The organism is Microcoleus vaginatus FACHB-2002 (assembly GCF_040004035.1).
In the GTDB taxonomy this organism is placed as follows: domain Bacteria; phylum Cyanobacteriota; class Cyanobacteriia; order Cyanobacteriales; family Microcoleaceae; genus Microcoleus; species Microcoleus vaginatus_C.
In genome coordinates, this window is the sequence record NZ_JAMPLN010000001.1 from 225271 (window position 1) to 240804 (window position 15534).

A 15534-nucleotide genomic window follows, 5' to 3' on the forward strand; every position below is an offset into this window, starting at 1 on the left:
CTTTCAATGCCTCGGTGAGATCAACTGCGTATCAGCAATAGGCAAGATGCCTGTTCCACAAAGAGTAAACCCGGACTTATTATAGATATCAGAATAACCAGCAATCAAAATAACCAGCGGGCGGCGAATCGTCATGCAAAATTTGAGCTTTGTCTAAAGTAGGTACAGCCTCCGCCAATTCTCTACCTACTTTTACCTCAAGCGCCCTGTCTGTTAATGGAAAGGAAAATTGATAGCTATCTTGCAAATATTTTGCCTTAGCAACAATCTCATCTTTCTCCAAAATCTGGCTGTTGCTACCAATCAAAATGCTATTACTTTCCTGGCAAACACACACGCACACCTGAGAAAACACACTTTGAAGAGTCGTAATTTTTTCGGCATAAAACTGATCTCTGTGCAGCAGATTTGCTAGCACAACTCCCTCGCTTGACAAGTGTTTTTCGCAGATTTGATAAAATTCTTTGGTGGATAGGCGGTGCGGAAAGTAGCCGTTGCCAAAAGCTACGTCGATCATGATTATATCGTACTGAGTATCTGATTTTTGCTGCTCTAAATACTCTCTGCCGTCTTGCATTTTTACAGTTAGCCGAGCGTCAAATTGCACTCCAAAACACTTTTTAGCTGCTTCGATCGCGATCGGATCGATCTCCGCACATTCTATAACAGTGTCCGGCAAATAGTGGTGCAAAACTAAGGGAATTCTGCCGCCGCCAAATCCAGCCATATAGATTCTTTGAGGTTGGCTTTGCCACACTAAACCCAACATCATTGCCTGAGTATATTCAGACACTAGATGTAAAGGATTGTTGAAATCGAAAACAGATTGCAGTAAATCTGTGTGCTGATTTACTTTTTCTACTAAAGATAGCTTAATGTGCGATCGCTCTTTTGTGACTGCAACATAGTGAACACCAGACTCTTTGCAAAAAATAACTTTGTCTGGCTGTTGCTGCAGCCAAGCCAGCCGCTGTCGAATAGCGGATAAATTAATAGATTGCCAAGTTTTGTGTTCCTCAATCATCTGATTTTAAATTTTATTTAAATTCGATATTCTCTAAGAATATAGCCTCATCAACGCGGTTTCTACCAAAATCGCTGAGTCGCCCGATATCTGCGAAGAAACCGGGTTTCTAGTCAAGGCTGAGGCAAGTCATGTTCTCATTTTCCAGCAGGGCAAAGAACGAGAAGACAACAGAAATTCACCCGATTACAGCCGCTTGTACGCCACCAATTCCAAACCTGAAACCGAAAGTTCCACTTTTTCCCAATCTTGCTTGTCACCTTCTAACTTTTCAAAAGCTGCTGAGGTAAGCAAAATCTCTCCGCGTTCCGCCAAATCCTCTCCCAACTTAGATGCCAGATTAAATTCCCCTCCGTACATATCCTCTCCTTCCAGCATCAAAACATCGCCACAGCCAATACCAATGCAGAGGTAAATATCCATCTCCGGCGGCAGTGTCGTGTTGACAGCCGCTGTTTGTTTCACAGAGTCGATCGCAGCTTCCACCGCTGATTTTACATCAGCAAAAACTGCAAAAATATTGTCTGCTTCCTCCTTAACTAGAGTGCCGCCGTATTCTGAAATTATCGGTTTGACAATTCCGTGCATCCGGTGAATCATTGCCAAAAAATGAATAATTCCGTGGCGGACTGTCGTGCGCGAAAATCCCGACATATCCATTACTAAAATTGCGTAATTTTTGCGGAAAGTGGCATTAATTTTTTCATCAATTTCCGCCATTCTTTCGGGATGTTCGTTTCTTTCTTGCAGCAACTTTTCCAAGTTAGCGCGGTTATTTGTTTTCATTTTAGTTTAATTAAATTCCCAATCGCGACACTGTTCTTGAGGGCGGCCAGCAGGATGCACCGCACAATTGATGCCGTCCTTGCCGTAATAATAATCGCACACTTTGCAAGGTTTAGTTTGCTCTAATTTTTTCATCAAGATAGCCCGGATTGTCTGGACTCGGTTGCGATACTTGTTTGCATTCGAGTGACTCGGTTCAATTGCCAATGCTTGCTCGAAAGCTGCTAAGCTGGAATCGTACAATTTAATAATTTGGGAGCTGTATTTTGTCCAAGCATCGGCATGGCTTTGATACAGTTCGACTGTACTTAAGTTTAAAATTCCGTATTCTGTCCAAGCGTCGGCTGAAGCTCGATCGAACTTAATATTGGCATTGAGCAAAACTTTTTTAATCGTTGCCAAAAGTTCCCTCGGCTGCCAAGGTTTGCTAACATAAGCCTCGGCGCGATCGCCCTGGAACCTGGAAAATAAAGCTAACTGCTGTCCCTTGCCTGTTAAAAATACCACCGGTATGTTCCGAGTTTCGGGATTAGCTTTAATTAAACGACAAACCCCGTAGCCGTCCAGACGGGGCATTATAACATCTAATAATACTAAATCAGGGCAATTTTTCTCAATTTTATCCAGCGCTTCCACACCGTCAGATGCCTGAATTACATTCAATCCGCTGCATCTCAACTGATGTGAAATGCACTCCCGCTGGCTGCGGGAATCTTCCACCACTAAAACTGTTCTCATCACTCCCCACCTGGTTTTTGAGGTAAACTTGTTCGCTGCTTCGAGTCACCCTTGCTGACATCAGTTTACCCGCCTTGGATGAATTTGTTATCACTGGCGAGCTAAACTTACTCAAATTGCAACAAATCTTAAACTGGCGAGCTAAGGTGATACTTATCAAAAAATGCGGCTTGCTAATACCCTGATAATTGTTGAAGGTTTAGGCGGTAAATATTCGGCTTTTAAGCCTTAATAACGGCAAATCGTACTGATATCGGACGAAAACCTTGTTGAATTGCAACAGATAATCGGCTACTGTATACGTTGAAGTTCTTAAGGACGACAAATGAATCGATTGCTCCTCACTTTACTTGTAAGTCCGACGCTGTTTGGATCTTTGATGTCTTTGAGCGCGATCGCAAATCCCGCTCCAATTACCGAAACACTAGGCCAATCGGCTGATTCGCCCAAGTGTGTGCGATCGCCCCACACTCAGCGCCTGACTTGCGTGCGCCTCCCAGCCAAAGCTGCTGCTGCTAATTCTAAAGTAAGAATCAGTTGGCAGCGGCCCGATGATCAGCAGGTGGCCATGCTGGATTTTTCGGAAGAAGAAAGTGATGCGGCGGCGGCGCTGTTTGGCTGCGACTGTCAGATGTGTATCAACTCGCTGCGACAGTTGCGCGGTTTGCCACCTCTGGATCTAGCTTCTTGAGGGCGATCCGACAGCATAGGAAGTCAGGCTTAAAAACCAGGTTTCCGATCGCTGCGCGCTTTTGAGTGCCTTTAGCTTTCTCACTTTTGGAGAAATTGTGGTCAATTGGTTCCATGATTTCTAGAGATTTTTTATCTCTCAAAACCAGGTTTCTACTTTTTAGCGATAACTTGTTTAAGTTGAGCAGTTGCTTGCTCAATTTTTTCGATACTGCCTGGGTTGACCAATCCGTAGTAGTCAAAAACGTAAACTCGATTATTTTTTGTGGCTGTTAGTTTATTCCAAAATGAATCAGATTTAAATTGGTCTAAAATTCCTTCTCCCCGATCGACTATAATGATAACTTCGGGATTAGCCTCTAAAACCTTTTCCGCTGAAAGCGTCACGTAGCCTCGCACGGGGCTATCTCCTTGCAATTGGGCTGCGACATTTTTCACGTTAAACTTACCCAACAAATCTCCAGCCCAACTGCTTTGATTGGGCGATAAAATCGGTTGTCTGCTTACCAAAACTAAAGTGGCGGGGCTTTGATTGGGGATGTCTGCTAAAAATGTTTGGTAGCGTTTTAACAGAGGTTCGGGATTCGTATTGAGGGATTTAGCTAAAGTGGTTGTTAAATCTTCTAGCGATTTCCAGCTATCAACTTGAGTGAGTAAAGTTTTAATTCCAAGCTGTTGCAATTTTTGCATTGTTTGGTCGTGAAATCCCGACGCACCTACCACTAAATCCGGTTTCAGTGCGATGATTTTTTCCAAATTGGGAGGGGTACGTTCGGCAGTGACTGCGGTAATACCTGTAAATTTGGGGTTGCTGCTGACTAATGCGCTGCCGGGAATTCCTACAAGTTTGGTTGGGTCGAGTTGATGGATAATATCGGCGCTTAAAGGTGTTAAAGCTACAACTTTTTGTGCTGATTCGCTGTTAGTTGTTTGTGGTTGATTGGCTGGCGAACCAGCAGGAGTTGATTGCTGAAGTTGGGGTGAAGTGGTGGCGGAGCAAGCGGTAAATGCTAAACTCAGCAACAGGATAGCGGTACGATAAAAAAAAGTTTTGTACATAGTTTAGGCGGGAGTTACAGCGAGTTTAGACCAGGTTGAGGCAGAATTGACAGGAAGTTCGATCGCACTCAAAAACGATTGTTGACGGTTGACTGTTGACTGTTGACTGTTTGGATATTTGAACAATACCGATGCAACCGGAAACGATAGGACGGGAAGTTCGATCGCACTTTAGCGCTTAATGATTTAAATATCAATAGTTTACGGTAGATTTTGTATAAAAAACCGCATCTATTGCCTGAATTCAGATTTTTTAAGTATCTCTTAAGTTTTATTCTCCCTTGGGAATCAAGACTACGCAATGGTTTAAAGCCTTTTGCACTCAGATAGAACAGCGGATTGTGGCAATAAGTTAATTGAAATAATTATGAATAACTTGAGAACTTAGTGCGAGGACAAGGTTATACTTACCCAAAAAGTATTAAGTGTGAAGAGTGGGAGCGATCGCACAAATCTGCAAGCCTACAGAAGTTTTTAAAATGATAGCTTCTACGCCAAAAGTTTGAGCTAAATTATCCGGAGTTAAAACTTGTGCCGGAGTCCCTACACAAAAAAGTTCGCCTTTATTTAACATAGCAATCCGCGAACTGTACCTAGCAGCTAAATTAATTTCATGCAGCACAGTAATAATCGTCAATTTTTGTTTTAAATTTAGTTGATTAAGCAACTCTAACAGTTGCAACTGATAGCAAATATCTAAATAAGTAGTAGGTTCATCTAATAGCAAAACTTGCGGATTTTGAGCCAAAGCTAAGGCGAGGAAAGCGCGCTGGCGTTCGCCTCCTGAGAGTTGTTCGACAGGGCGATCGCGAAATTCCTCAATCCCAGTTTGAGCGATCGCAACCTCCACCTTTTCCGCATCTTCCTTGCTCAATTCCCACTGCCACCAACCCTGATGAGGAGAACGCCCCAAACTAACTAATTGCCTTACCGTCAAACCTTCTGGCACTGTTTGCTGCTGCGGCAAAATCGCTAATTTTTGAGCGACAACAGCCGCAGGTTGAGTATGAATTGCTTTGCCATCAAGCAACACACTTCCTTGCTGCGGAGTTAGGATGCGGCTAACTAACTTCAAGAAAGTAGACTTACCAGAACCGTTGGCACCGATGAGACTTAACCACTCACCAGGTTGTAAAGATAAAGTGATGTTGTGGGCGATCGTAACTTCGCCGTAACCACCAGTTAAATTTTGAATTTCTAAAGACATTATATTTTGTTATTGGTTATTGGTTATTGGTTATTTGTAATCGGTAATCGGTAATTAATTTTGCGTCTTCCCTCTTCCTTCTTCCTTCTTCCTTCTTCCCTCTTCCCTCTTCCTGACATCCGTTACATCCGTTAGATAATCCGTTGCCGAACTTCCTTCTTCCCTCTTCCTTATTCCTTCTTCCTTCTTCCTTCTTTCCTACTGACTAGAACGCCGATAAAGCAGCCAGACAAACAGCGGAGAACCCAACAAAGCCGTAACCGTACCCACAGGCAATTCTACCGCACCCAAACGAGCCAAAAAATCAGCAAAAGTCAACACCCAAGCACCGCCGATCGCACTCAGCGGCAACACAAACCGATAATCATTACCAACCAACAAACGCACCCCGTGAGGCACAACCAATCCCACAAAACCAATCAATCCGCCGATGCTGACAGCACTCGCAGCTAGCAAAGTAGCAACACCCCCAATCAATAAGCGCGATCGCACCAGCGAAACCCCCAAACCAACAGCTAAATCGTCGCCCAAAGCCAGCAAATTTATCGATCGCCCCAAAAAACATCCTAACAGCAAAGCAGCCAAAATATAAGGTGCAGCCACCTGCAAATCTGACCAACCGCGACCGTTCAAACTGCCGATTAACCAATTCAAAGCAGCTTGCAAGCGGCTGTCTTCAGCTAACAGCAACAGTGTAGTTTGTATGGCCCCAAACAGAGAACTCACAGCCACACCAGCTAAAACCAAACGTTCCACAGAAATCCCCGTTTTAGTTTTTCCCAAAAAGTAGACCAGCATCGAAGTTAAAATAGCACCTATCCAAGCCGCCAAAGGCACCCAAGTTTGAAATATTCCCAAAGTCAGCATGGTAATCGCAACCAACCCTGCACCCGCCGAAATTCCTAATACAAAAGGATCTGCTAAACCGTTGCGGAGCAAACCTTGCAGCAAAGCCCCCGACATTCCTAAAGCCGCACCAACCGTCAGCGCTGCCGCCACTCTGGGCAAACGCAATTCCCAGAAAATAGTTTGATTGACAGCATCGCCTCGGTGCAGAAATGCTTGCCACAATTGAGCTGAACTCATGGGTACCGCACCAAAAGAAAGCGAAAGGGCGATGGTTAACAGCAAACCCAATCCTAAGAATACAACTGCCTGAAAAACTCGATATTCTAGCCAGATTTTTTGCAGCTTCACTACATTACACCACAATCTTGATTAACAGCACTAAATACCATATTTCCTCGGTTTAAAATGCTCGAACTCGTTAACTACAATAACAATAACCGATTCACCTCAAGACGGCTTGAGTGGGAGCAGATGAGCAGGCGATCGCACCCGCAGCCAAAATTAAATGTATAATATTAACGAAGTAAACCGCTACGAGTGAATCATGTCCGCAAACACCGCGCTACCCGCAGCCCTAGCTAAAATCGTTCAGCGCTTTCAGCGACATTCCGATCCGAAACAGCGCTACGAACAACTGCTGTGGTATGCCAAGCGACTCCCAGCATTTCCCGAAAGCGACAAACTGCCGGAAAACAAAGTTTCTGGCTGCGTGTCGCAAGTTTATATTACGGCAAATTTGGCTGACGGAAAAGTTTTGTATCAAGGCGATTCAGACGCTCAGTTAGTCAAAGGATTAGTTGGCTTGCTGGTGGAAGGTTTGAGCGGATTAACGCCCGCTGAAATAGTCACCATTACCCCAGATTTTATTCAAGACACGGGATTGAATGTGAGTCTTACACCTTCCCGCGCTAACGGATTTTACAATATCTTTCAAATGATGAAAAATAAGGCACTTGCTTGTGAATTGAGCAAGCAAGCCGAAGCAAATTAAAAGAATAAACAGCCATGACTCAAACTACAAATTTAACAAAATCAGGTTCTGACAACTATCCCACCGCAGTTCAAGAATATATCTGGAATTGGCAAGAAACGCAAATCAAAGTTATTTACGAAACCAGAGGACAGGGAAATCCTGTATTGCTGCTGCCTGCTTTCAGTACGGTTTCCACGCGAGAAGAAATGCGTCCTTTGGCAGAATTGTTGGCTTCTAACTTTCAAGTTGTGAGTTTAGATTGGCCGGGCTTTGGCGAATCGGATCGCCCGCGCACCGACTATCAACCGCAATTATACCATCAATTTCTCAAGGATTTTGTTGAGGCAATTTTTAATAGTCCTGTGGCTGTAGTTGCAGCAGGTCACGCTGCGGGTTATGTGATGCAATTAGCGCAATCAAAGCCCAATGTTTGGTCAAAGATTGTGTTAGCTGCGCCGACTTGGCGCGGGCCTTTGCCGACAATGAGCAAACAGCAAAGCGGGTGGCATGGAATCGTGAGAGAATTAGTACGATCGCCCTTACTGGGACAATTCCTATACAAACTCAACACTGCACCGTCATTCCTCAGTTTGATGTACCGCCGCCACGTCTACGCCGATGCAGCTAAAGTCACGCCAGATTTCATCCAAAGCAAATGGCAAGTGACGCAAAAACCAGGTGCTCGCTACGGTTCCGCTGCCTTTGTGACTGGTGGTTTAGATCCGGCAAAAGTGCGATCGGAATTTACAGATAAGTTTCAACAATTAGCAGTGCCGGTGATGGTTGTAATTGCTGAAAATGCGCCGCCCAAATCAAAGGCTGAAATGGAAGCATTAACGGAATTACCGGGTGTTGAATCGCGAGTTATTCCTGGTTCTTTGGGTATGCACGAAGAGAATGCAGAAGCTTTAGCAAATGCGATTCAATCTTTTATTTGAGAGGATTAAGAGGGGATGAACCGCAGAGGGCGCAGAGAACGCAGAGGGGAGAAGGGAAGAGGGGATGAATGCAAGCTGTTTTTTTTACGTTAGTTTGGATGGTTTGCTATTGGTTTTGTCTGCCAGTTTATGCTGTCGGAGATTCGCCGATGGTCAATTTGCCAAAGAGTACGATTGAAGGTGCGATAGACTTTCACATTCATTCTTCTCCTGATGTGATTCCCCGCAGGTTGGATGATTTTGAGGTAGCGAAACTAGCTGCTAGGGCGAAGATGAAAGCTGTTGTATTGAAAAATCATTATGCCAGCACAGCAGCGCGGGCAGTTTTGGTGAAGAAAATAGTACCAGAAATCGAAGTTTTCGGGGGAGTTGTTCTCAATCATTCGGTAGGCGGAATTAATCCCGACGCTGTTGACGCAATGCACCGCATCGGTGGCAAATACGGTAAAGTAGTGTGGCTGCCAACGGTTGATGCTGAGCATCACTTGCAGGTTTTTCACAAGCCGGGAATTGGGATTAAAGTTGCGGAAAATGGCAAGGTTTTACCGGAAACAGCAGCGGTTTTGAAGATTGTAGCCAAAGATAATTTGGTATTGGAAACCGGTCATATTTCCTCAGAAGAAGTTATGGCAGTTGTCAGTGAAGCCAACCTGCTCAACATTAAAAACATCCTGATTACCCACGCAATGGCGGATGTACCCGGCTTGTCTCTAGAAAATATGCAAACAGCCGCCGCAGCCGGAGCTTTCTTAGAACTCGCATTTGTGAACGATTTGATGGGAGAAAATGCCGCTGATGAGGGTCACAAAAATTGGCATCAAGTTTCTATTAGTAAGATGGCAGCCGCGATTAAACTAATCGGAGCCGAGCATTTTGTTCTCAGCACGGATTTAGGAAGGAAACCCGATCCTTTACCTGCGGAAGGTTACAAATTATTTGTTAAAAAATTGATTGCTGAAGGTATTTCTCAACCTGAAATTGATTTAATGATGCAGGAAAATTCAGCTCGGTTGTTAGGAATTTAGGAGTAAATATTATGTCCGATTGCTGAGGGCTTCTGTCCTATCTTTGATTTATACTCAAGTAGGCTCTACTTCCGGTTCTTGAGATTCTGGCTCGCCCGCTGGGGACTTGGTTTGCAATTCTGATAGCTGCGAATTTAGCTGCAAACGTTCTTGATATACCGTTTCTAAATGATTTTCTAATTCCCCTACTTGAGATTGCAGTTGATTTTGAGCCTGATTAGCTGTATGGATTTGACTTTGAAATTCCGAGATTTGAGAGTAAAGATACGATCGCTCTCTGTTAGCTGTTTCTAACTGGGATTGCAGTTGCGATCGCTCTGCTTCGACTAATTCCAGTTGAGCTTGCAAACCCGACAGTTGAGACTGAAGTTGCTCCCGCTCTTGAATCGAGCGATCGAACTTAATTTGAATTTCCGACAACTGGTACTGTACCTGCAATCTGCTCTGGCTAGCCGTTTCCAACTGACTCTCAAATTCCGACAGCAGAGTGTGAAATTGAGAACGTTCTGCATCAACCGCCTCTAATTCTGCTTGCATTTCCAGCAATTGAGCGTTAAGTTGCGATCGCTCCTGCTCCGCAACTTCTAACTGATCTTTAAGTTCTGCCACTTCTGCTAACTGCGACTCAGCTTGTTGAGCATTTTCTAGCTGAAACTGCAAATCAGTAATCAGAGCATCAATTTGCGATCGATCTTGGGCAATTCCTGCCAAAAAATCTTCCATTTCCGACACTTGATTTTTTAACAATTCTTGCTCGCCAGTCACAGTTTCCAACCGACTTTGCAACTGGGACAATTCAGAATTTAGCTGATCTTCATTCTGCACCTTTTGCCGCAATTCCGAAGTTCGGGCATCCAACTGAGCAGCCAAATTCGATATAGCCTCCTGCGAACCCTGCATCCGCACCAAATTGCGTGAATTTCGCTTATTTAAAATTAGCCAGCAGACTAATGCCCCGCCTCCAAACCCTATTAATAAAAGTAATGCTTCCATTTGTTTTATCTAATTAATATAAATTGAGGTTTTTTGATCCTGACAAAAAAATGGAGATCCACAAATCGCTATCTTATATCGTTTCCGGTTGCATCGGAACAATAAAATCGAGTCAACAGTTAACACTCAACCATTCTGTTTTGCGACTCCGAGTCAATCGATTTTAGATTTGAGATTTTAGATTAAAGAATTGAAGCATTGACTCCACGCATACATTCGGGGGGCAAGTTTCATCGGATACAGGTTTTTTATTTTTGGACGGATGAATCCGGGGGCTTGTATCCTGGATGCTTTCGGTCAACAGTCAACAGTCAACAGTCAACAGTCAACAGTCATGAGGAGTGCAACCGCAATTGATATTACTCAAAGCTATCACAACTTGCCAGCCTGTGTTCACTTGCCTCAACAATTTATATTTCTTTACAAATTCCTTTTGTTTACGGGTAAGGTGCAGCGCACCCTCCAAGTCCGATTAATGAAGCAAATCCACAATATGAGGAATAATTTGGATATGCTGAGTCAACAAATAATCCAACCTATCCGCCAGTAAACTAAAAATTAAATCGTTATAACTCATCCCGTATTCCGCCAAACCTAAAGCTACCAAACTCGTCACATTTTCTCCTGGATGTTTAAGATCCGGTTTGGGATTTGCTTCCAAAACATAAAGCGAGCCCTCAGCATCACTTCGGACATCAATCCGCACCAAACTGTTCAAACTAAACTCCCAATAAATTTTTCGAGCTAACTCAATTAACTCTTGTTTTAGTTCAGGTTCTTCACCGCCCATCAACCGTCCTCTGTCGGCAGTAATCGCCTTTTTATCCATAGAAGTAAATATGCGTTCGTCAGGCTCCAGCACCCGCTCCACAGTCGAAAAAGCAAAGGGTTTTGTATTTTTATCAAATCTGCCTTGAGCATAAGTAACATAGCCACAAACCGCTACACAAAATTCTCGTCCCGGCAAATACTTTTCAATTAAAGCAGTATTGTGAGTGTCTCGGTGAACTTCCAAAACCGCCTGAGACAAACCCTCAATCTTGTCTACAAAATGAACGTGCAGCGAAGCGCGACCGGATACTGGTTTAACAACAAACGGCCCTTGATATTCACCAAAAGCAATGGCAAAACGCTGATGCAAATGAGGCTGCAAAATCCCTTGAGAAGGATGCCAAGTCATAAACGGAGCGGTTTTAATTCCGACTGATTGCAGTTCCCGTTTAAAAGCGTGTTTGTTATCTAAAGTTGAACTGTTTAAAGGATTGTGGCCGACATAAGGCATTCCCAACATTTCCAACAATGCGGGAGTGTGACAAACAGGATTGTAGCCCTGGACTCCGCCAGTATTCAGCCACACTAAATGGATATTTTTTTGTTTGAGTTGTTCCGGCAAATTCATGTCATCAGGCATGACAAAGACTTGCTGAAAGCCAATTTCTGCTAAGGCTGTAGCAATCTCGCGGGCGACTACTTCGTAACTCTTCCAAGCGCGGGGGTTGTGAGTTTTGTAAATCACAGAACCAGGGCGATCGCAGTCGCCGCCAAACACCACAGCAATTCGCAATTTAGCAAACAGTACCTCCAAATATTGAGGCAGAAAACTAAATTCATAATGCGAGCGATTCCGGCTAATTGATCTGGGAATCATTTAAGTATTTTTCCTTTTTGTTTCATTTTTTAGCGACCGAACCGCTAGATTTACCCAAATATATTCCAGCCAAAACCACAGAGAAAGCAAACCAATTAAACAAGCTCAAACTTTCCGAAAACAGCACCCAAGCCAGAATAGCGGTAAGTACGGGTTCTAGCAGCAGGAAAAAAGCTACAAATTCCGACGACAAACGACCTAGACTGTGGATAAGTAGTCCCTGACCGAAAGCTTGGCAAATCACCGCCAAAGCAATTACAGTCAGCCATCCCTGCCAAGAATAAGGGAAAACTCGATCGCCCGCAAGCAGAACCAGTGGCAAAACCAATATACTGCCCATAAAACAGCGCCACATCAATATAGTTGTTGCCGGAAACTTGGTTCGTAAATGTTCTGAAATGAGCAGATTTCCTGCATAAAACATCGCCGATAAAAGAGCAGCAATGTCGCCGGCAAGATTGTCTCCGGCAGTTTGCAAATCGTCCATGCCGATCGCAATTGCGCCCGACAAAGCCACCGCCAGTCCCACCAAAAACCTGTTGTCAAAGCGCCGCCCCAACAGCAGCCATCCCCCCAAAGTAGTAAATAAAGGAGTTAAGTTTCGCAGTACAGTAGAATTAGCGACATTAGTCTGACTCAGTGACCATGCCCAGAAACCCACAGAAGCAGAAGAAACCACGCCTACGGCTGTTAACAGCATCACATCCTGCAGAGTGTAGTTCGATCGCTCTTCAACTTCCGCCCCAGACATTCGGCGACGCGCAGCATCAGCACCATTCCACACTCCAAATACTACAGTTGCTATCCACAAACGGTTAAAAACAGTAGCATTCGGGCTGATTTCCCGTTCGCTCAACCTAATAAAAATCGCAGCCAGCGACACCGCTAGCAGCGCCGCTGACAGCGATGCGATCGCCCAAACTTTGGCTTGACTGTCAGCTAATTCACCGTTTTTTAAACTCTCTGGCTTTCCCGAAACAAGAGTTTTGTCCTCAGTTATTAAGGCAGAGTTTAACTCGGTTTTTTCCAAAAAATTGCGCTGAAGTTCAATATTTGGCTCTGGCAATCCCAGTTTTTTTGACATTATTAAAAGTTCCAATGAAGGCAGAAGGCAGTTGTGTAGGGTGCGTGACCAAATAAAATTTGGGCGACGAATGGAGTGACTCAAAAGCCACGCACTCTACTTACTAGGGCTGCACCAACTATTTTTTATAGTTAACAGCAGCTTAGGTTGAAGGTTTAACAGAAAGTTTTGTCAAAGCCTCCTTTAGCGCCGGCGGCAATTGGCGGATAATCTTGTTCTTGTCTCGATCGACACCAACCAAAGTTACCTGTGCTGTCACATATAACTCCTGAGTATCAGCCGATCGAATTTCGTAATCCCAAAGCAGCCGCACACCCTCGCTAGCAGCCATCCGCGTTCTGACTGCCACAGATTGACCCATTTGTACAGCCCGGTGGTAGCGCAGCGAAAGTTCCACCACAGGCAATTCCAAACCCTGCGCCACCCAATCTGCATACTCGATGCCGAGAGAGCGCAAACTTTCCACCCTAGCTTCCTCCATCCAAGCCAGATAAGTTCCGTGCCAAACCACACCGCTGTAGTCAGTATGATGAGGGTACACTCGCACCAAATATTCAAACCAGCCCTCAGAGTCCATCCCGCGCCGGTTTTGAATAGCACCAGCCGGTGCGAGTTCTGGTTGAGTTCGATCGTTTTCTAACACGTTACAAATTGTTCCAAAACGCTACATTTCTACAAATCATAAAGCAAACTTCAGGCTTATGCTTGACATTAAGCCACTAGAGTACCAACGCCCTAGTTAGAGCGTCGCGCAAGAAAACTCAACTATTTTTACCGCCCAAACCATGATAGAAAAAATTTTAGTAGCCGTCGCCGGTCGCGGCTTGTGCGAAGAGATGTTTAATATGTTGATGGACATCCCTTCCTTGCAACAAACCTCTGTCACCGTCTTGCACGTCGTGCCGCCGCAAGTAACCTCCGATGGCATGGCCGAGAAATTGGAAGAAGGAGGCAAAATTTTAGCACAAGCAGTCCAGTCTTTGAAAATAGATCCCAGCAGAGTCAATCCTCGGCTCAAACAGGGAGACCCGAAAACCACAGTTTGCCAAGTCGCAGAAGAAGAACAATCCGACTTAGTAATTATGGGTTCCCGGGGACTCGGAAGGCTGCAATCGATTTTGGAAAACTCAGTCAGCCAGTACGTTTTTCAGCTAACATCCCGACCGATGTTGTTAGTAAAAGACGACATCTACGTCAAAAAAATCAAGCGCGTCATGGTGGCGGTAGACAAATCAGAATCTGCCAAACAGTCATTACAGCTTGCGCTATCTTTGGTCAAAGAAGTCAGTGGCGGAGAGATAATTTTAGTACACGTCACCAAAGATTTGACGGGAAAAGCCAGCACAGATTTAACAGTAAGTGCTGACAAAGACCCCGTATTAGCCCCAGCAGTAGCACTAGCGAAACAAATGGGAGTTAGCTACCGCTGCGTGAGTGCTACAGGCAAGCCAGGGGAAGAAATTTGTCGGATTGCAGACGACATGAATGCCGACTTGTTGGTGCTCGGTTCCCCGGATCGACGGCCCAACGTTGCCAAAAACTTTGTAGATATCGATCGACTCCTGGGAAATTCGCTATCAGACTACGTGCGAGTTTATGCCAACTGTCCCGTCTTGCTAGCCCGCACAGTAGGCTAGAATCTCATCGTTAAGAGTTAGCAGCTAACACTCAACATTTAACAAAAAAAGCGCCTCAGCAAAAAGCTGTTGGCGCTTTTTTTTGCAACCAGCTTGCACCAGACAGAAACAGCAGCAGTTGCTAATCTTTTCTGCTTTGACGGCTAGCTGTTTGAATGTACAGAATGATTAGAAAAACGCTGGGAACCAATACAAACAGAATGGTTGCCACAAACCCTAAATCGTTAACTTCCATGAAGACGCTCGCCTCTATCGGAAAATAGGAAAATACACACAACTAGGATATCACTCAAAGGCGAAAGGCAAACTCGAAGACAGAAGAAGAGCTGACGGACAAGCGTCGAAACCCGCTTTCTGCCTGGATGCCTCGCTGCCCAATCTCTTATTTGTCCTAGAAACCAAGTTTCTTTTCCTAGGCCGGTAAAAGGCGTGATTATACAGTGAAATAGGAAAAAAAACACAATTATTGCATTCTGCATTTTTCTTTCCTTGTGCATCTCTAGCATCTCTAGCCTTCTGCCTTCTGAAAGTCACGGTTTAGTCTTGACGCTGACCTCGCCATTGACCATAGCTTGACAAGCCAACCGATAGTTTTCGGGCTTTTTCTTGAGCTTGCGGTTCTCAAAGTCAGTGCGGGGCGACAGATTTTCACTGCCCTCGACAATTTCCACAATGCAGGTGCCGCATTGACCATAGCCCCCGCAGTTCATCATCTTTCCCGAAAATGTGTACAAATCGATGCGGTTTTCTAGAGCTTTGAGCCTCAAATTGGCTCCGTCTGCTGCGATGACTTCCTGATTTTCCTTCACAAACTTGATATTGGCCATTGCCGATTCCTTAACGCAGTTGACATGGAACTCTATTACAAAATATTAACTAATGT

The 15534-nt window shown here is 44.6% G+C and carries 17 protein-coding genes; 5 read left to right on the forward strand and 12 right to left on the reverse strand.

Annotated elements, in window-relative coordinates; translation table 11 throughout:
- Window positions 1-88 precede the first annotated feature (88 nt).
- The 3 genes from NDI35_RS00885 to NDI35_RS00895 all read right to left on the reverse strand — a co-directional run bounded on the left by NDI35_RS00885 (window position 89) and on the right by NDI35_RS00895 (window position 2548).
- Window positions 89-1024, reverse strand: coding sequence for a fused MFS/spermidine synthase (locus tag NDI35_RS00885; protein ID WP_445311083.1), 936 nt, complete (start codon window positions 1022-1024; stop codon window positions 89-91).
- 186 nt (window positions 1025-1210) lie between these two features.
- Entirely contained in the window at window positions 1211-1810 is a 600-nt protein-coding gene (locus tag NDI35_RS00890; RefSeq protein WP_445311084.1) for an adenylate/guanylate cyclase domain-containing protein, read from the reverse strand.
- Window positions 1811-1816: 6 nt separating this feature from the next.
- The gene (locus NDI35_RS00895; protein WP_445311085.1) at window positions 1817-2548 is read right to left on the reverse strand and encodes a response regulator; all 732 of its coding nucleotides are present in this window, start codon (window positions 2546-2548) and stop codon (window positions 1817-1819) included.
- Between the two features lie 325 nt (window positions 2549-2873).
- On the opposite strand from NDI35_RS00895, the gene NDI35_RS00900 reads away from it, so the two are divergent.
- Window positions 2874-3239 (forward strand): hypothetical protein, encoded by a 366-nt coding sequence (locus NDI35_RS00900; RefSeq protein ID WP_445311086.1) that lies wholly within the window; start codon window positions 2874-2876, stop codon window positions 3237-3239.
- Between the two features lie 152 nt (window positions 3240-3391).
- On the opposite strand, the gene NDI35_RS00905 is transcribed toward NDI35_RS00900, so the two are convergent.
- From NDI35_RS00905 to NDI35_RS00915, 3 genes are all read right to left on the reverse strand, one after another.
- The gene (locus tag NDI35_RS00905) at window positions 3392-4297 is read right to left on the reverse strand and encodes an ABC transporter substrate-binding protein (RefSeq protein WP_445311087.1); all 906 of its coding nucleotides are present in this window, start codon (window positions 4295-4297) and stop codon (window positions 3392-3394) included.
- A gap of 421 nt (window positions 4298-4718) precedes the next feature.
- Entirely contained in the window at window positions 4719-5504 is a 786-nt protein-coding gene (locus NDI35_RS00910; protein WP_445311088.1) for an ABC transporter ATP-binding protein, read from the reverse strand.
- A gap of 198 nt (window positions 5505-5702) precedes the next feature.
- Entirely contained in the window at window positions 5703-6701 is a 999-nt protein-coding gene (locus NDI35_RS00915; RefSeq protein ID WP_445311089.1) for a FecCD family ABC transporter permease, read from the reverse strand.
- A gap of 196 nt (window positions 6702-6897) precedes the next feature.
- Between NDI35_RS00915 and NDI35_RS00920 the strand changes: the two genes are divergently transcribed.
- From NDI35_RS00920 to NDI35_RS00930, 3 genes are all read left to right on the forward strand, one after another.
- Complete coding sequence (locus tag NDI35_RS00920) at window positions 6898-7344, forward strand: SufE family protein (RefSeq protein WP_172189131.1); 447 nt, start codon at window positions 6898-6900, stop codon at window positions 7342-7344.
- Between the two features lie 14 nt (window positions 7345-7358).
- Window positions 7359-8264: an alpha/beta fold hydrolase gene (locus NDI35_RS00925; RefSeq protein ID WP_445311090.1), complete on the forward strand. Its 906-nt coding sequence runs from the start codon at window positions 7359-7361 to the stop codon at window positions 8262-8264.
- A 68-nt stretch (window positions 8265-8332) separates the two neighbouring features.
- Window positions 8333-9289, forward strand: coding sequence for a DUF6282 family protein (locus NDI35_RS00930; protein ID WP_445311091.1), 957 nt, complete (start codon window positions 8333-8335; stop codon window positions 9287-9289).
- Between the two features lie 54 nt (window positions 9290-9343).
- Here NDI35_RS00930 and NDI35_RS00935 read toward each other — a convergent pair whose 3' ends face one another.
- From NDI35_RS00935 to NDI35_RS00950, 4 genes are all read right to left on the reverse strand, one after another.
- Window positions 9344-10282 (reverse strand): coiled-coil domain-containing protein, encoded by a 939-nt coding sequence (locus NDI35_RS00935; RefSeq protein ID WP_445311092.1) that lies wholly within the window; start codon window positions 10280-10282, stop codon window positions 9344-9346.
- A 472-nt stretch (window positions 10283-10754) separates the two neighbouring features.
- On the reverse strand, window positions 10755-11930 hold the full coding sequence (locus tag NDI35_RS00940; RefSeq protein ID WP_445311093.1) for a D-alanine--D-alanine ligase family protein: 1176 nt from the start codon (window positions 11928-11930) through the stop codon (window positions 10755-10757).
- A 22-nt stretch (window positions 11931-11952) separates the two neighbouring features.
- Entirely contained in the window at window positions 11953-13014 is a 1062-nt protein-coding gene (locus tag NDI35_RS00945) for a DMT family transporter (protein WP_445311094.1), read from the reverse strand.
- Between the two features lie 142 nt (window positions 13015-13156).
- Entirely contained in the window at window positions 13157-13657 is a 501-nt protein-coding gene (locus NDI35_RS00950; protein ID WP_445311095.1) for an acyl-CoA thioesterase, read from the reverse strand.
- Between the two features lie 142 nt (window positions 13658-13799).
- Here NDI35_RS00950 and NDI35_RS00955 point away from each other — a divergent pair, with 142 nt between their 5' ends.
- Window positions 13800-14651 carry a universal stress protein gene (locus tag NDI35_RS00955; protein ID WP_445311096.1) on the forward strand — a complete coding sequence of 284 codons (852 nt, stop codon included), beginning with the start codon at window positions 13800-13802 and terminating at the stop codon, window positions 14649-14651.
- A gap of 121 nt (window positions 14652-14772) precedes the next feature.
- Here NDI35_RS00955 and psbM read toward each other — a convergent pair whose 3' ends face one another.
- A complete protein-coding gene (gene psbM, locus NDI35_RS00960) occupies window positions 14773-14886 on the reverse strand; it encodes a photosystem II reaction center protein PsbM (protein ID WP_006631488.1) in 114 nt (37 codons plus the stop codon).
- A gap of 295 nt (window positions 14887-15181) precedes the next feature.
- On the reverse strand, window positions 15182-15478 hold the full coding sequence (locus NDI35_RS00965; protein ID WP_333065962.1) for a 2Fe-2S iron-sulfur cluster-binding protein: 297 nt from the start codon (window positions 15476-15478) through the stop codon (window positions 15182-15184).
- Window positions 15479-15534: the final 56 nt, after the last annotated feature.

Excerpts from the sequence above, each read along its gene's own strand:
- NDI35_RS00885 (WP_445311083.1), bottom strand. The coding sequence starts at position 1,024 with ATGATTGAGGAACACAAAACTTGGCAATCTATTAATTTATCCGCTATT.
- NDI35_RS00890 (WP_445311084.1), bottom strand. The coding sequence starts at position 1,810 with ATGAAAACAAATAACCGCGCTAACTTGGAAAAGTTGCTGCAAGAAAGA.
- NDI35_RS00895 (WP_445311085.1), bottom strand. The coding sequence starts at position 2,548 with ATGAGAACAGTTTTAGTGGTGGAAGATTCCCGCAGCCAGCGGGAGTGC.
- NDI35_RS00900 (WP_445311086.1), top strand. The coding sequence starts at position 2,874 with ATGAATCGATTGCTCCTCACTTTACTTGTAAGTCCGACGCTGTTTGGA.
- NDI35_RS00905 (WP_445311087.1), bottom strand. The coding sequence starts at position 4,297 with ATGTACAAAACTTTTTTTTATCGTACCGCTATCCTGTTGCTGAGTTTA.
- NDI35_RS00910 (WP_445311088.1), bottom strand. The coding sequence starts at position 5,504 with ATGTCTTTAGAAATTCAAAATTTAACTGGTGGTTACGGCGAAGTTACG.
- NDI35_RS00920 (WP_172189131.1), top strand. The coding sequence starts at position 6,898 with ATGTCCGCAAACACCGCGCTACCCGCAGCCCTAGCTAAAATCGTTCAG.
- NDI35_RS00925 (WP_445311090.1), top strand. The coding sequence starts at position 7,359 with ATGACTCAAACTACAAATTTAACAAAATCAGGTTCTGACAACTATCCC.
- NDI35_RS00930 (WP_445311091.1), top strand. The coding sequence starts at position 8,333 with ATGCAAGCTGTTTTTTTTACGTTAGTTTGGATGGTTTGCTATTGGTTT.
- NDI35_RS00935 (WP_445311092.1), bottom strand. The coding sequence starts at position 10,282 with ATGGAAGCATTACTTTTATTAATAGGGTTTGGAGGCGGGGCATTAGTC.
- NDI35_RS00940 (WP_445311093.1), bottom strand. The coding sequence starts at position 11,930 with ATGATTCCCAGATCAATTAGCCGGAATCGCTCGCATTATGAATTTAGT.
- NDI35_RS00945 (WP_445311094.1), bottom strand. The coding sequence starts at position 13,014 with ATGTCAAAAAAACTGGGATTGCCAGAGCCAAATATTGAACTTCAGCGC.
- NDI35_RS00955 (WP_445311096.1), top strand. The coding sequence starts at position 13,800 with ATGATAGAAAAAATTTTAGTAGCCGTCGCCGGTCGCGGCTTGTGCGAA.
- psbM (WP_006631488.1), bottom strand. The coding sequence starts at position 14,886 with ATGGAAGTTAACGATTTAGGGTTTGTGGCAACCATTCTGTTTGTATTG.
- NDI35_RS00965 (WP_333065962.1), bottom strand. The coding sequence starts at position 15,478 with ATGGCCAATATCAAGTTTGTGAAGGAAAATCAGGAAGTCATCGCAGCA.